Origin of the sequence: Bacillus sp. M6-12 (assembly GCF_002860285.1) — a bacterium.
Taxonomy (GTDB): domain Bacteria; phylum Bacillota; class Bacilli; order Bacillales; family DSM-1321; genus Peribacillus.
The window spans coordinates 54,437-67,657 of the sequence record NZ_PGVF01000035.1; the positions used below are offsets into that span (position 1 = coordinate 54,437).

A 13,221-nucleotide genomic window follows, 5' to 3' on the forward strand; every position below is an offset into this window, starting at 1 on the left:
GTTTTGCCGGCCATTATGCCGGTACACTCGCCTATCATACTGAGGCAAAGACTTGTGTATTTAAACAAATCTTGCCGTCGGATAAGGAAATTTGAAAAAGGTGATAAAGAGATGAGGATTTTTGGGGAAGATACAATTAGGCTTACCCATTTACGGGCAATATTGCTTGCCATGTTTATATTCATTATTTTATTCAATCAATTGCAGCGATTTTCTATTGGATTTGCTTTTATGGGAATCAGTATGCTGATACTCCCATTCCTAAAGGAATACGACCGCTATTTTATTTGGATGATAGTTGCTTTTTCCTTGGGCGACCTTGCCTATTTGTATTGTGTTAAATTTACAGATTTTACTTCGGCCGGGACAGCCATGAAAGTGGTGCTGAACAGGCTTATGCTAATTTGCTACGCTGTTCCTGTTTTTGTCATTATGAAATCCTTTAAACAGCAAATGTCCCTGGGCTTTACATCACCTGACTGGAATCTTCCTGTTGTGGCTCCATGGACTGTATTTCGGCTTCGTACCCTCAAGTTAAAGCATTTCCTGATTTGGGCCATTACCTTAACTATCGTCTGTTTTGTTCCGCTGCTTAAAAATAATATTGGAAATTTGCAAGGAAACTTCCTCCTAGCAGGACTTTCGTTTGCTTTCGTTAATGCATTCCTGGAGGAGTTTTTATGGCGAGGCCTTCTTTTATACGGATTTAAGGAAGTAATCGGAGTTCGCTGGGCAGTGGCTGCCACAAGTCTTGGCTTTGGGCTGAGCCATATTACTTTAGGGTTTACACTGCCTTTTTCACTCCTTTTTGCTATCAGCGGACTTTTATATGCAGTCCTTGCAATAAAAACAAAAAGCATTCTCCCCTCCTTGATATGGCACTTCGTTATCAGCCTGCTTATGGCTTGGGGCGGCATCATTTTTTTAGGATATTAGTACATTGAGGCTTCCTTCATCAGTAGTGCTGTATATTCGCATCTATAACGCTTTTATTTTATACTGATAAAAGCAGAGGATAATACGGAAGGGGATTTACATGAACATTTCGATCTCTGAACAGGCAACTGAATGGTATGAGCGTGAATTAAACTTGCACGAGGGCGATTCCGTACGTTTATTTGTAAGATATGGCGGCTCCAGTCCCGTTCAAAGCGGTTTTTCTTTAGGGATTAATAAAGACCACCCCGTAAAGGCTGGTGCAAAAACTGTTTCCCGCGGTATTTCGTTTTTTATAGAGGAAAATGATATATGGTATTTTGACGGTCATGATCTCCATATAGCTTATAGCGAAAAATATGATGAACCGGTATTTGATTATCAAAAACTGCAATAAGATAAAAACCTTGCCAGCGGGCAAGGTTTTCATTCATATTCAGCTGTTTCCTCAACTAATCTTTCTTTAATTCCTTCGAATTTTAAGATTTCCCGCTGCTTCTCACCTAACAGATCGAAATGGGAGTACCCCTCTTTTCGGATATGTATCCATTCTTTTTCTAACCCATATTGCCTTCCCCATTCTGCCAGCCTGGAAAGATCCTTACAGCCTGCCTTGGTGATTGTTTTGCAGCCGGGAAAACGGGGATCCAGCCAATAATGAGTCAAGAAGGCTATTTCTCCCCGGTCTATTTTCCTTTTCCAGTTTTCAATATCTTCCCGCTTTATTCCGAATGCCAAATTTATCCCTACCCTGCTTTGTTAAATTCCTTTTAACAATGTTATTCAGTTTTCTTACTCTTTTCATAGGCATCATGCCAATTCGGATAAGCACGCCTAAAAGAAATGGGGCGGAATGTATCCTTTTTTACACAAACATGAACAGAAGTCCCTTGAACCGAAAGTTCCCCTGCTTGAGTCATAATTTCATATCCATAGGTTACTCGGAAGCCGTCATATGCTTCTATCCATGTCTTGATCATTGCTTCTTCCCCATACCTTACCGGCTTCTTATAGGAAGCCTGGATATCAATGACCGGCGAAATGATACCGTCTTCCTCCAGGCTAGCATAATTGAAGCCTAGATCATTAATTAGCTGAGTCCTGCCGAGTTCCATCCAAACCAAATAATTAGCATGGTAGACAACACCCATTTGATCTGTTTCCGCATAGCGGACCTCCACTTTTCTTTCTGATATCAGCACCTAAAATTCCCCTCTTTCCAGCTTTTCAACTGCAGATTGTATATCTTCCTTTTGAATCTCAAGCAACATATCATCGACTATCATGTCCGTACCCTTTTCCATTAAACGGAAGGCCTGATGCTGGATGGCTTCATTGATTACATTGGTTGCATATCGGCCATTCCCTTTCACACTTCGTCTCTCCAAATAATTCTTTAACCAGACTTTCGCTTCTTCATCTAACGAATATTGATAGGTTTCTCCATACCGCTCCATTATTTCCAGCATTTCATCTGCAGTGTAGTCGGTAAAGATCAAATATTTTTTGAAACGCGACCGAAGTCCTGGATTACTTTCTAACAGGCTATTCATTTCGTCTGTGTATCCGGCAAGAATAACGATCAGGTTCTCATTATGCTTCGTCATTTCCTCAACAAGTGTGTCAACCGCTTCCTTGCCGAAATCGCCTCCTGATTGGCTTAAAAGAGAGTACGCTTCATCGATGAAAAGAACGCCTCCAAGTGATTCCCGAATCTTTTTCTTTGTTTTAATCGCAGTTTGACCGACAAATCCTGCCACAAAGTCCACCCTGCTTGCGATAACGAGGTGTCCCCTTTTCAATATGCCGCATTCTTTGAGTATTTCTGAATAAAGTTTGGCAACCGTTGTTTTTCCAGTGCCTGGATTGCCGGTAAACACGGCATGCAGCTGAATTGGCATCGAGGGCAATCCCTTTTTCCTTCTAATTTGCTGGATATTTACAAAGGATCTTAACGCTTTTACCTCATTTTTAATCTCTTTAAGGCCGACAAGTTCTTCAAGCCTTTGAATCGGAGAACGCCCGCTGACTTCTTCTTTTCGATTAAAGTCCTTTCCTTCAAGCATTGTAAATGGAAACTTTCCAGTATCTGAGAGGTCAGCATTGGAACCTTTGTTGAAAATTGCCTCTGTAATAATCGAGCGGACTGCCCTGGCATTGCCAAACGTTTCATCCACCCGTTCCTTATCTATTTGTTTTTCAATAGCCCGCAAAGCATCCTGGGTTAAGATATAGTCGTTGTCTGCTGCTGTTTTTTCAGCAATTTGCATTAATTCCTCAGTAGAATAATCCGGCAAATGTATGTGATTAGCACTAGGAAATCTGCTGCGAAGTCCAGGATTTGCATCAAGGAACTGTCTCATTTCATCCGGATATCCAGCAAGGATAACAGCAAATTTCCCGGAATATGCCTGATTTGTCATCAATGATACAAGCGTATCAATCGCCGTTTGGCCATAATCATTCCCTGCTTGTCCGGATCTCTTAAGACTGTATGCTTCATCGATAAACAAAACACCGCCTAATGACCGCCCTATAATTTCCCTTACATTTTCTTCCGTCTGCCCAACGTAAGCACCAATCAGCTGGGAGCGATCAACTTCAAGAACATCCTCCCTTGGAAGTACACCCAGCTCATGATAAATCTTCGCGAGCAGCCGAGCCAGCGTGGTTTTTCCGGTTCCCGGATTCCCCGTTAATACAATATTAAGGCTTTGTTCATCCCTCGTCTTAAAACCAAGAGCTTTTCTCTTTTTTTCGTATTGTAAAAAATGATAATAGTCATTAACCCTTCTCTTTACTTCTGTCAGACCTATCATCCTGTTTAATTCATTCAGGGCTGATTCTGTTTTTGTTTCCTGGTTTTCTGTGGTTTGATGAATTTCTTCCCATTCTTTTTTAAGGTGAAGAACTTTTTCTAATTGAATCTTAACGTTTTCAAAGTGAGTAGAAGTATAGAATACACCAGTAATTGATTCTTGGTACTCCAAAGCTGCTTTTAATAATAGTGACAGCTCATTCTTCATTTGCTCAATGTCTGACATTAATTGAAGATATTTATCGTCTAATTCCTTATTGTGTATTGCTGCTGCCATTTCCCTGCTTTTGAACATTTCATCCTGAACATCCTCAAGCCGGTTCAAATAATCCTTTGTGAGTGATATATATTGATCGGCTATTTTCTTCTTCGCTGGCCGGTTATCCGTTTCCCGTATAGGTGGAAATTCTAAGTCGTCAAAAAGGGCAGCGTACCTTTTCCAGTTAGATTGAGCGAACAAATCATTCGCTCTTTGATTTGCTGGATTGGCTTTTAAAGCTTCGCTCAGCCAGGACTCATAAATCGAATCTTCCCCGCTTGTGTGCTTGCGCGATAACGCAAGGAGACTGTATAGCTCAGCCTTTCGAATATTTCTTTCTGCCTCTTCCATGCTCAGATCATTTTCTATATTAATAATAGCTTCAATCAAACGGCCTGGATTGACATTGGTTCCTGTTAAGGATAAATCAGTTTCCGTCTCCTTTAGCAATTCTTCTGAAGAGATATGTAAGCTGCGTTCTTTCATTTATTTGTTCACTTCTTCCATTGCATTCCTTTGTTTATCCTGTTATTTTAACATACTTAGGTAAGCATGGCTTCTTGGAACATCAGATAGGAAAAGCCGGGGAAACCCCGGCCTAAATATAATTAGTGTTTCTACTCCAGGAACCCGATTATTAACGGTAGCCGTTTTCGCGTGCTTCTGACTCGTCCCGGATTTCCTGTCGTAAGCTTTCAATACTTTCCTCCCGCCGGCGGTTTTTGGCTTCTATTTTCTCCCGTTGCTCTGGATTGCTGAATGCCATGGATTCTTGAGCTTCCTCTATATTAACAATTGTATTTTGAACCATTTCCTGAAGCTTTTCTACATTATCCAAACGATTATCTGGCTTTGGTGTCAGATTTGCCATTATTAAACCTCCTTCAAACTCATGGTAGGTTCTTATTTTCCGCTGCTAAACCGCTTTCACCCAAGGTAATATAAGTTATTGAAAATAATAATGTTATGTAAACAATTTCTGATGAAAAGGCCCTCCCCTAATATAAAGGAAGGACCTTTGCGTAGCTGCTTATGATATTTTCATGTACAACAGTATGAGAAATTTTATTCACCTTTTGTCTGAATTACTTGAGGCTGACGGCCTGTTTTATCTTGCATTTGTTTTCCTTTATTTCCTCCGGCTGCCCGCGGCTGTGTTCCAATATGATTCGGTACAAAAGGTTTTGGATTTCGTTTTGGATTTCCCATTGCTTCATCCCCCCTGACCTTTAGTCTTTACCAGAGGGAGAATCGCATAAGTAGTAAATTTTGATACAATTATTCAGCTTTTTGCAAGTGCCTTTTTTCGAGGCGGTCTTCAATTTTTTCCATTAATTTTGCATCTTGTAAAAGCTCGCGTTTATTTTCTGTTACAAGTTCTTCAAAAGTGCGCTTCCTTTTTTTCATTGTTTTCACCTTCTTAATCTTATAATACTCTTTATTATCCCCAAGTTGACAAAAAATTATGACATTACTGTTACACTTTTTTTATTTTACTTAATTTGTAACCGATTTGGTTCAAAAAAAACGAAAAACCCTAGGTCATAGGGCTTTTCTTGAAAAATTGTTATAAGTTTCCCATTTTTGATTCCATTTCTTCCTTAGTCATCGCCCCAATAAACTTTTCTCGTATAATCCCTTTTGAATCAATAAAATAAGTAGTAGGAATACTAATCACCTGGTATGATTTCTGTACTTTTCCTCCTTGGTCAAGAACGATAGGAAAAGTTATTCCCGTCTTCTGAGCAAACCCTTTTACATCATTTTCCGGGTCTATATTGACTGAAAGAATAACTTCATCTGAATTCGTTTGTTTATAAAATTTCTGCATTGCCGGCATTTCTTCTTTACACGGCGGGCACCAGGTAGCCCAAAAGTTGAGCATTACCTTCTTGCCTTTTAAGGCTGACAGCTTTACTGTATTGCCATCCAGGTCGGATAGCTGAAGATCAGGTGCTTTTACCCCAATTTTAAGACCTGGCAGGTTATCATTTACTTTGTTCTTTTCCATTGCTTGTACAATTGCTACCGAAATCAAAAGAAAAAGCACAACAGAAGCAATTATTTTTTTGATCATAATAAATCCTCCTACAAAAATTGCCTGTCTAAATTGTAGCGTATAAATAATTCAAATACAAAAGTATTTAATGTTACATTTTGTACCGTATATCTTTCCCCAATATGAAAAAGCAAACCCCTAATCGGAGTTTGCTTTTTCTGTTTAAAAGCTTATGCTTTTAGTTTGTCACGCAATACCATTTGCAGGATACCGCCATGACGATAGTAATCAATTTCAATTTCACTGTCGAAACGCACAAGAACTTCGAACTCTTTTTTGGTGCCTTGCTCATCAGTTGCAGTAACAGTAACGATATCACGCGGCTTTACGTTTTCTGAAATTTTTACATCGATTGATTCTTTACCAGTCAATCCAAGTGTTTCAGCGCTTTCGCCTGCTTTAAATTGTAGAGGAAGCACACCCATTAACACAAGGTTAGAGCGGTGGATCCGTTCAAAGCTTTCAGCGATAACCGTCTTAATGCCAAGCAGGTTAGTACCTTTTGCAGCCCAGTCACGGGAACTACCCATTCCGTAGTCCTTGCCAGCAAGTACAGCAAGTCCTGTACCGTCTGCTTTGTACTTCATGCATGCATCGTAAATCGCCATTACTTCACCAGTAGGCCAGTAAGTTGTTACGCCGCCTTCAGTACCTGGTGCAATTTGGTTACGGATACGGATATTCGCGAAAGTTCCGCGCATCATCACTTCATGGTTACCGCGGCGGGATCCATAAGAGTTGAAATCACGCGGCTCAACACCGTTTTCAAGCAAGTATCTGCCAGCAGGAGTGTTTTTGCCGATAGCTCCGGCCGGAGAAATGTGGTCAGTTGTTACGGAATCACCGAATTTGCCGACTACACGCAGTCCTGTAAGTGCATTGACTTCACCTGGATCCGGAGATAAACCTTCAAAGAATGGAGGGTTTTGGATATAAGTTGAGTTACTATCAAACTTATATAACGCCTCATTGCTTGTTTGGATTTCATTCCAGCGGGCATTGTCATTGAAAACTGTTTCATATTCTTTGCGGAACAAGTCTGGTGTAACGGTCTGCTGTACCACTTGATTAACTTCTTCAGTAGTTGGCCAGATGTCATTCAAATAAACATCATTGCCGTCTTTGTCTTTTCCAAGTGAGTCGTTTTGAAGGTCAAAATCAACAGTTCCCGCAAGAGCGTACGCAACAACCAGCGGCGGTGAAGCAAGATAGTTAGCTTTCACCAATGGGTGAATACGTCCTTCAAAGTTACGATTTCCTGAAAGTACAGATGTTACAAGCAGGTCTGCATTAGCAACAGCTGCCTCAATTTCATCCGCCAATGGTCCTGAGTTTCCGATACAGGTAGTACAGCCATATCCAACAAGGTTAAATCCAAGCTGTTCCATATAAGGAAGCAGGCCGGAATCACGCAGATATCCTGATACTACTTTTGAACCCGGTGCTAAAGAGGTTTTAACATAACCTGGTACTGTAAGTCCTTTTTCAACGGCCTTTTTAGCAACTAGTCCTGCACCAAGCATAACATAAGGATTGGATGTATTTGTACAGCTGGTGATGGCAGCAATAGCAATCGCACCAGTTTTCATAGTTGTCTCATGGCCATCCGCAAATTTAACGGATACTTCTTTGTCAATCTCCTGAGCATTTAGACCGAAGCCCTGGTTGCCCATAGGAGAAGTTAGCGCAGTATTAAAAGCTGCCTTCATTTGAGATAGCGGAATTAAATCCTGAGGGCGCTTAGGTCCAGAAAGGTTCGGCTCGATTTCAGAGAGGTTTATTTCTACTACATCTGTATATGTTGGATCTTCTAAATCAGGTGTGTAGAATAATCCGTTTGATTTGCTGTATTCTTCAACAACAGTAATTTGCTCAGCATCACGGCCAGTCAGGCGAAGGTAGTTGATTGCTTCCTCATCAACCGGGAAGAATCCGCATGTTGCGCCGTATTCAGGAGCCATATTGGCAATTGTTGCACGGTCTGCAAGCGGAAGAAGAGCAACCCCTGGACCAAAAAATTCTACAAATTTGCCAACTACACCTTTACTGCGAAGAACTTGAGTTACTTTCAGTGCAAGGTCAGTAGCTGTTGTGCCGTTCGGGATTTCACCAGTCAATTTAACCCCAATAACTTCAGGGACCGGGAAGTATGAAGGCTGGCCAAGCATACCTGCTTCTGCTTCGATACCACCAACGCCCCAGCCAAGAACACCAATACCATTGATCATAGTTGTATGTGAATCTGTACCGAAAACAGTATCTGGGAATACTTCTACATCGCCGGTTGGTGTTTCAACTGAATGAACAACATTGGCTAGATATTCAAGGTTTACCTGGTGGACAATACCAGTTGCAGGCGGAACCGCACGATAGTTGTTGAAAGATTTTTGAGCCCAGCTCAAGAACTGGTAACGCTCTGTATTACGCTCGAACTCAAGATCCATGTTTACTGCCAATGAATCAGGTGTTCCAGCTTTATCTACCTGGACAGAATGGTCAATTACAAGATCTACAGGAATGTCTGGATTAATTTTATCCGGGTCTCCGCCAAGGGCAGCCATAGCATTTCTAAGTGATGCTAGGTCAACAACTGCCGGCACACCTGTAAAGTCCTGCAGGATTACTCGTGATGGTTTAAAAGGAACATCGATTTCCTGTACACCAGGCGTGCCCCATTTTGCCAAATTCTCAACATGTTCTTTTGTGATTACTTTGCCGTCTACCTGACGAAGCACGGCCTCTAGCAATACTCTGATGGAATAAGGTAATGTGGATACTTTGCCTAAACCTGCTTTTTCTAAAGCATCTAATTTGTAGTAGTGATAGCGTTTACCATTCGCCTCAAAAAAATCGCGAGCCTGGTAAACATCATTTTTAGCGATAACATCTTTTGCCATTCAAATTCTCCCCCTCTTGATCAGTCGGAAATAGTTCCCGGCAATGAAAAGTAAAAACGTGGCTAATATGAATCTACGAAACATACAAAACCATGCCCTTACATTAATATAAAGAAATTGCTCCATTTTGTCGAAAAGTTTGAATCTTCTCCGAGCTTTCCTCACAAATTAATAGTAATACAATGTCAACTATAAGTAAATAACAAGAAAGTTATTGTTTTTTATAAGTTTTTCTTATTATAAAATTGAATTTAATACGTGACTCCCCTTTCCCATGCAATTTTTCTATACGGATGTTTTTTTATTTTTCAGGGTAACTCTTATTGTTATTATAGCGAAAAAGTTTTTAATAAGATAAAAAGCATAAAAAAACCCGGCAACTGCCGAGTGGTGGAAATATTAAATTACAAAAGCTTCCTTCTTGCTTTTGGTATAAAAGTAATAAGAAATTGGGTTACTGTTCCTCATTTACATCAATTACGATAGACTCCAAATCATCCCGAAACTGTTCAAGCTGACTGCGCTGATGCTCAGAAGCAGTTTCCAGTGCATTTTCAATTTGCTGATATGCATCATTTACTTCTTGTTTAAGATGGTTTAATTCTGAGCCATAGCCAGCATCGTGTTCATCTATTTCTGAAGCATCCAAAGCCTGCTTAACCCCCTGTTGCGCTGCCTGGAAAGCCTGCTGTTTATTTTTATGGTATGGCATTTATGTTCAGCTCCTTACTCCATTTAATATCGTTAGCTTGCTGCATTTTATCTTTATTTATACAGAGTGAATAAAGGCAAAGTAAACCGCCCATGTTAAGAATACAGAGGAGGGATTACATGCAAATCAATGGTAAGGATGTACACAATAAACCTTCAAAAGGTCATAATTCATCACAGCCTGCTCCTCTGAGCGGGTCCCATAAGGTTAAAAACCGTAACCACTCGCGGCAAAATAACAATCGAAGTAATACAATGTAACTGTTTTTTTGCAGGTTCTCATTAAATAGAAAACCTTGTCTGATAACGCAGACAAGGTTTTCTAATGGAAAATTAATTAAAAATTTTGTCAAAGATAGTAATAATTTCTGCAGCTTCTTCATCTGTAACAGTCCGTGTATCGAGAATTACCATATCATTTTTAATTCTGGCAATTACCGGGAGCACTGCTTTACGCAGCCGTGTATGGATCGTTACTGCAGATAAGCCGGGGTGCCGGACAGCAACCGCAATTGTCGGAATCTCCACACCAGGCATTGTCCCCCCGCCAATGGCAGAGGTATCATTTATTATTTCAATTATAAATCCTTTTTCTAATCCCTGAATACCGGTAAATAGAAAATCAGCACGCTTTTCCAAAAGCTCCTTACTTTGCAGTATGTCTCTCACTGTCGGAATACTTTCTCTTGCATAATTGCCCTTAAGATACACTGATAGTGTCCCTTCCAAAGCGGCCAAAGTCATTTTATCAACCCGCAATACTCTTGCAAGCTGATGTTTTTTCAGAATTTCAATATATTTTTTCTTACCTGCAATAATACCTGCTTGCGGACCTCCCAGTAGCTTATCACCGCTAAATGAAACCAGGTCTGCACCTTCTTGAATTATTTCACTTACAAAGGGCTCTTCACCTACTCCCTCTTTTTTCAGGTCATAGAGAACACCGCTTCCTAAATCTTCATAAAATAAAATCCCCTCTTCATCTTTTTTCAGCTTAATTAAAGCCTCAGATTCAACACTCTCAGTAAATCCAATTGTCTTAAAGTTGGAAGTATGCACCTTCATAATCATCGCTGTTTCAGGGTTAATAGCATTTTTATAATCATATAAATGGGTCTTATTGGTCGTTCCAATTTCTACAAGCTTTGCCCCGCTCTCCTCCATGATGGAAGAAACTCTAAAAGAACCGCCGATTTCAACCAGCTGTCCTCTTGAGACAATCACTTCCTTGTCTTTGGCGAGAGCCCGGAGCACTAAAAAAACAGCTGCAGCATTATTATTCACAACCATGGCAGCCTCCGCCCCGGTGATCCGTGTAATCCATTCTTCAACATGGTTATGGCGGGATCCTCTTTCGCCTTCATCCAGCTTGTATTCAAGGTTTGAATAACTTCTGGCCGTTTCGATAACATGCTTGATCGCTTCCTCACTTAACCTCGAACGCCCCAGGTTGGTGTGCAGGACCGTGCCTGTTGCATTAATAACTCTTTTCAGCTGGTAATTGAATTGTTGTTTGATATCCTTTTCAAAATCGGAAAAAAGCTTCTCTGCAAAGTCTGACGACCCAGGTTCGCTCCCCTCCCATTTATCTTTCGCTATTAAAGACCGAATCTCGCTTAATTTATTTTTTAATAGTTCAGTCAGTGCTTTTTCATCTAAATTTTCTGATTCCATAATGGCGATAAACTTTTTATTTTTTTGCAATTCATGCATTGGTGGTATTTTTCGAAGAAATTCCTTCAATTTATTCACTCCATTGCGGTATGTACTATTTTTCCATTATATCATTTTTAGAAGTGCGGGTTTCAATGTTATTTCTAGCGATTCTAAAGAAGTCTTTCCATTATGAACAAGGCCTATCTCAAGCTAAACAATGAATTGACCATATAAAAAGACAGCCAATTAATTAGCTGTCTTGGAGTATAATTTAATTCGCATTTATGGTTTAACAGGTAATCTTCTCCGCAATTTAGTTAATGTTATTCAGTAAATTGACAGCAGAATTTTTCCCCTTCAATACCATTTCAAAAAAATGGCTCCGCAGGTAGGACTCGAACCTACGACCGTTCGGTTAACAGCCGAATGCTCTACCACTGAGCTACTGCGGAACAATTGTATATGGTGGGCCTAAATGGACTCGAACCATCGACCTCACGCTTATCAGGCGTGCGCTCTAACCAGCTGAGCTATAGGCCCATATTGGAGCGGGTGATGAGAATCGAACTCACGACATCAGCTTGGAAGGCTGAGGTTTTACCATTAAACTACACCCGCGTATAATTTAAAGCTAATACCGGTGGTCGGGGTCGAACCGACACTCCTTGCGGAACACGATTTTGAGTCGTGCGCGTCTGCCAATTCCGCCACACCGGCAAACTAAGATACAACAAGAAAATGGCTGGGCTAGCTGGATTCGAACCAACGCATGACGGAGTCAAAGTCCGTTGCCTTACCGCTTGGCTATAGCCCAATAAATTGAGTTAAATGGGGCGGCTGATGGGAATCGAACCCACGAATGTCGGAACCACAATCCGATGCGTTAACCACTTCGCCACAACCGCCATGATTGGCAGGGGTAGTAGGAATCGAACCCACACCGGAGGTTTTGGAGACCTCTGTTCTACCTTTAAACTATACCCCTGTAAAATGAGTGGTGGAGGGGGGCAGATTCGAACTGCCGAACCCGAAGGAGCGGATTTACAGTCCGCCGCGTTTAGCCACTTCGCTACCCCTCCATACTTCTTAGGGATATTAAAGGTAATGGTGGCTTGGGACGGAATCGAACCGCCGACACAAGGATTTTCAGTCCTTTGCTCTACCGACTGAGCTACCAAGCCAAATAAATGGCGGTCCCGACGGGAATCGAACCCGCGATCTCCTGCGTGACAGGCAGGCATGTTAACCGCTACACCACGGGACCACTGATTGCGGGGACAGGATTTGAACCTGCGACCTTCGGGTTATGAGCCCGACGAGCTACCAGACTGCTCCACCCCGCGATAATAAAAATTATATTAATTTGTTTATGCTACATGTTTTTTCTTTGACTGTCCCGATCTCAGGAAGCTAAATCAAGCAGCAGCTCGATCGGTACAACTCGCAGGTTTTTCAGTGAAGTAATGCTCGTTGCTCCACCCCGCGATAATAAAAATTATATTAATTTATTTATGCAACATGTTTTAGCTTCCGTTTCCTTTTGGCTTTGACTGTCCCGATCTCAGGAAGCTAACTCAAGCTGCAACTCGATCGGTACAACTCGCAGACTTTTCAGTGAAGTATTGCTCGTTGCTCCACCCCGCGACAATAAAGAATGTATAAAATTATGGAGGAGGTAGAGGGATTCGAACCCCCGCGAGCTGTTACGCCCCTGTCGGTTTTCAAGACCGATCCCTTCAGCCGGACTTGGGTATACCTCCAAATAAATTGGTAGCGGCGGAGGGAGTCGAACCCACGACCTTTCGGGTATGAACCGAATGCTCTAGCCAGCTGAGCTACACCGCCATAATATAGATATAAAAAAATGGTGGAGCCTAGCGGGATC

General features: G+C 41.3%; 13 protein-coding genes and 13 tRNA genes. 3 read left to right on the plus strand and 23 right to left on the minus strand.

The annotated features are described in order from the left end of the window. Positions 1-111: 111 nt before the first annotated feature. Positions 112-936 carry a CPBP family intramembrane glutamic endopeptidase gene (locus CVD28_RS26940; RefSeq protein ID WP_180954332.1) on the plus strand — a complete coding sequence of 275 codons (825 nt, stop codon included), beginning with the start codon at positions 112-114 and terminating at the stop codon, positions 934-936. A gap of 100 nt (positions 937-1,036) precedes the next feature. Beyond that, on the plus strand, positions 1,037-1,333 hold the full coding sequence (locus CVD28_RS26945; protein ID WP_101597743.1) for a HesB/YadR/YfhF family protein: 297 nt from the start codon (positions 1,037-1,039) through the stop codon (positions 1,331-1,333). A 29-nt stretch (positions 1,334-1,362) separates the two neighbouring features. Here the strand turns inward: CVD28_RS26945 and CVD28_RS26950 are convergent, their stop codons facing one another. The 9 genes from CVD28_RS26950 to CVD28_RS26990 all read right to left on the minus strand — a co-directional run bounded on the left by CVD28_RS26950 (position 1,363) and on the right by CVD28_RS26990 (position 9,681). Next, entirely contained in the window at positions 1,363-1,674 is a 312-nt protein-coding gene (locus tag CVD28_RS26950; protein ID WP_101597744.1) for a hypothetical protein, read from the minus strand. A 41-nt stretch (positions 1,675-1,715) separates the two neighbouring features. After that, positions 1,716-2,138, minus strand: a complete 423-nt coding sequence (locus CVD28_RS26955) for an acyl-CoA thioesterase (RefSeq protein ID WP_101597745.1) — start codon at positions 2,136-2,138, stop codon at positions 1,716-1,718. Then, the gene (locus CVD28_RS26960; RefSeq protein WP_101597746.1) at positions 2,139-4,499 is read right to left on the minus strand and encodes an AAA family ATPase; all 2,361 of its coding nucleotides are present in this window, start codon (positions 4,497-4,499) and stop codon (positions 2,139-2,141) included. Positions 4,500-4,650: 151 nt separating this feature from the next. Further along, a complete protein-coding gene (gene tlp, locus CVD28_RS26965; protein ID WP_101597747.1) occupies positions 4,651-4,884 on the minus strand; it encodes a small acid-soluble spore protein Tlp in 234 nt (77 codons plus the stop codon). Positions 4,885-5,078: 194 nt separating this feature from the next. Beyond that, a complete protein-coding gene (locus CVD28_RS26970) occupies positions 5,079-5,222 on the minus strand; it encodes an acid-soluble spore protein N (protein ID WP_101597748.1) in 144 nt (47 codons plus the stop codon). Positions 5,223-5,291: 69 nt separating this feature from the next. Then, on the minus strand, positions 5,292-5,420 hold the full coding sequence (locus CVD28_RS26975) for an FbpB family small basic protein (RefSeq protein ID WP_101597749.1): 129 nt from the start codon (positions 5,418-5,420) through the stop codon (positions 5,292-5,294). Between the two features lie 160 nt (positions 5,421-5,580). Then, a complete protein-coding gene (locus CVD28_RS26980; RefSeq protein ID WP_101597750.1) occupies positions 5,581-6,090 on the minus strand; it encodes a TlpA disulfide reductase family protein in 510 nt (169 codons plus the stop codon). A gap of 152 nt (positions 6,091-6,242) precedes the next feature. Next, a complete protein-coding gene (gene acnA / locus CVD28_RS26985) occupies positions 6,243-8,969 on the minus strand; it encodes an aconitate hydratase AcnA (protein ID WP_180954333.1) in 2,727 nt (908 codons plus the stop codon). Positions 8,970-9,423: 454 nt separating this feature from the next. Next, complete coding sequence (locus CVD28_RS26990) at positions 9,424-9,681, minus strand: hypothetical protein (protein ID WP_101597751.1); 258 nt, start codon at positions 9,679-9,681, stop codon at positions 9,424-9,426. A gap of 119 nt (positions 9,682-9,800) precedes the next feature. Here CVD28_RS26990 and CVD28_RS26995 point away from each other — a divergent pair, with 119 nt between their 5' ends. Beyond that, positions 9,801-9,941 (plus strand): small acid-soluble spore protein P, encoded by a 141-nt coding sequence (locus CVD28_RS26995; RefSeq protein ID WP_101597752.1) that lies wholly within the window; start codon positions 9,801-9,803, stop codon positions 9,939-9,941. Positions 9,942-10,013: 72 nt separating this feature from the next. On the opposite strand, the gene selA is transcribed toward CVD28_RS26995, so the two are convergent. From selA to CVD28_RS27065, 14 genes are all read right to left on the minus strand, one after another. Next, positions 10,014-11,432, minus strand: a complete 1,419-nt coding sequence (selA, locus tag CVD28_RS27000) for an L-seryl-tRNA(Sec) selenium transferase (protein WP_308315130.1) — start codon at positions 11,430-11,432, stop codon at positions 10,014-10,016. A gap of 281 nt (positions 11,433-11,713) precedes the next feature. Beyond that, positions 11,714-11,788 (minus strand) — tRNA-Asn (locus tag CVD28_RS27005). A gap of 11 nt (positions 11,789-11,799) precedes the next feature. Beyond that, positions 11,800-11,876 (minus strand) — tRNA-Ile (locus CVD28_RS27010). A 4-nt stretch (positions 11,877-11,880) separates the two neighbouring features. Continuing rightward, positions 11,881-11,954: transfer RNA gene (locus CVD28_RS27015), tRNA-Gly, on the minus strand. Positions 11,955-11,971: 17 nt separating this feature from the next. After that, positions 11,972-12,053 (minus strand) — tRNA-Leu (locus tag CVD28_RS27020). Between the two features lie 22 nt (positions 12,054-12,075). Beyond that, positions 12,076-12,150, minus strand: a tRNA-Gln gene (locus tag CVD28_RS27025). Positions 12,151-12,165: 15 nt separating this feature from the next. Next, positions 12,166-12,241 (minus strand) — tRNA-His (locus CVD28_RS27030). Between the two features lie 6 nt (positions 12,242-12,247). Continuing rightward, a tRNA-Trp gene (locus CVD28_RS27035) sits at positions 12,248-12,321 on the minus strand. Positions 12,322-12,331: 10 nt separating this feature from the next. After that, positions 12,332-12,415: transfer RNA gene (locus CVD28_RS27040), tRNA-Tyr, on the minus strand. A 26-nt stretch (positions 12,416-12,441) separates the two neighbouring features. Further along, positions 12,442-12,517: transfer RNA gene (locus tag CVD28_RS27045), tRNA-Phe, on the minus strand. A 7-nt stretch (positions 12,518-12,524) separates the two neighbouring features. Further along, a tRNA-Asp gene (locus tag CVD28_RS27050) sits at positions 12,525-12,600 on the minus strand. A 5-nt stretch (positions 12,601-12,605) separates the two neighbouring features. Beyond that, positions 12,606-12,679, minus strand: a tRNA-Met gene (locus tag CVD28_RS27055). A gap of 324 nt (positions 12,680-13,003) precedes the next feature. Beyond that, positions 13,004-13,096 (minus strand) — tRNA-Ser (locus tag CVD28_RS27060). A gap of 8 nt (positions 13,097-13,104) precedes the next feature. Beyond that, positions 13,105-13,181, minus strand: a tRNA-Met gene (locus tag CVD28_RS27065). Positions 13,182-13,221 lie beyond the last annotated feature (40 nt).

Bases quoted from the DNA above. Each gene is read 5' to 3' on its own strand.
- CVD28_RS26940 (WP_180954332.1), top strand. From the start codon at position 112: ATGAGGATTTTTGGGGAAGATACAATTAGGCTTACCCATTTACGGGCA.
- CVD28_RS26975 (WP_101597749.1), bottom strand. From the start codon at position 5,420: ATGAAAAAAAGGAAGCGCACTTTTGAAGAACTTGTAACAGAAAATAAA.
- CVD28_RS26995 (WP_101597752.1), top strand. From the start codon at position 9,801: ATGCAAATCAATGGTAAGGATGTACACAATAAACCTTCAAAAGGTCAT.
- acnA (WP_180954333.1), bottom strand. From the start codon at position 8,969: ATGGCAAAAGATGTTATCGCTAAAAATGATGTTTACCAGGCTCGCGAT.
- CVD28_RS26960 (WP_101597746.1), bottom strand. From the start codon at position 4,499: ATGAAAGAACGCAGCTTACATATCTCTTCAGAAGAATTGCTAAAGGAG.
- tlp (WP_101597747.1), bottom strand. From the start codon at position 4,884: ATGGCAAATCTGACACCAAAGCCAGATAATCGTTTGGATAATGTAGAA.
- CVD28_RS26970 (WP_101597748.1), bottom strand. From the start codon at position 5,222: ATGGGAAATCCAAAACGAAATCCAAAACCTTTTGTACCGAATCATATT.
- CVD28_RS26945 (WP_101597743.1), top strand. From the start codon at position 1,037: ATGAACATTTCGATCTCTGAACAGGCAACTGAATGGTATGAGCGTGAA.
- CVD28_RS26980 (WP_101597750.1), bottom strand. From the start codon at position 6,090: ATGATCAAAAAAATAATTGCTTCTGTTGTGCTTTTTCTTTTGATTTCG.
- CVD28_RS26990 (WP_101597751.1), bottom strand. From the start codon at position 9,681: ATGCCATACCATAAAAATAAACAGCAGGCTTTCCAGGCAGCGCAACAG.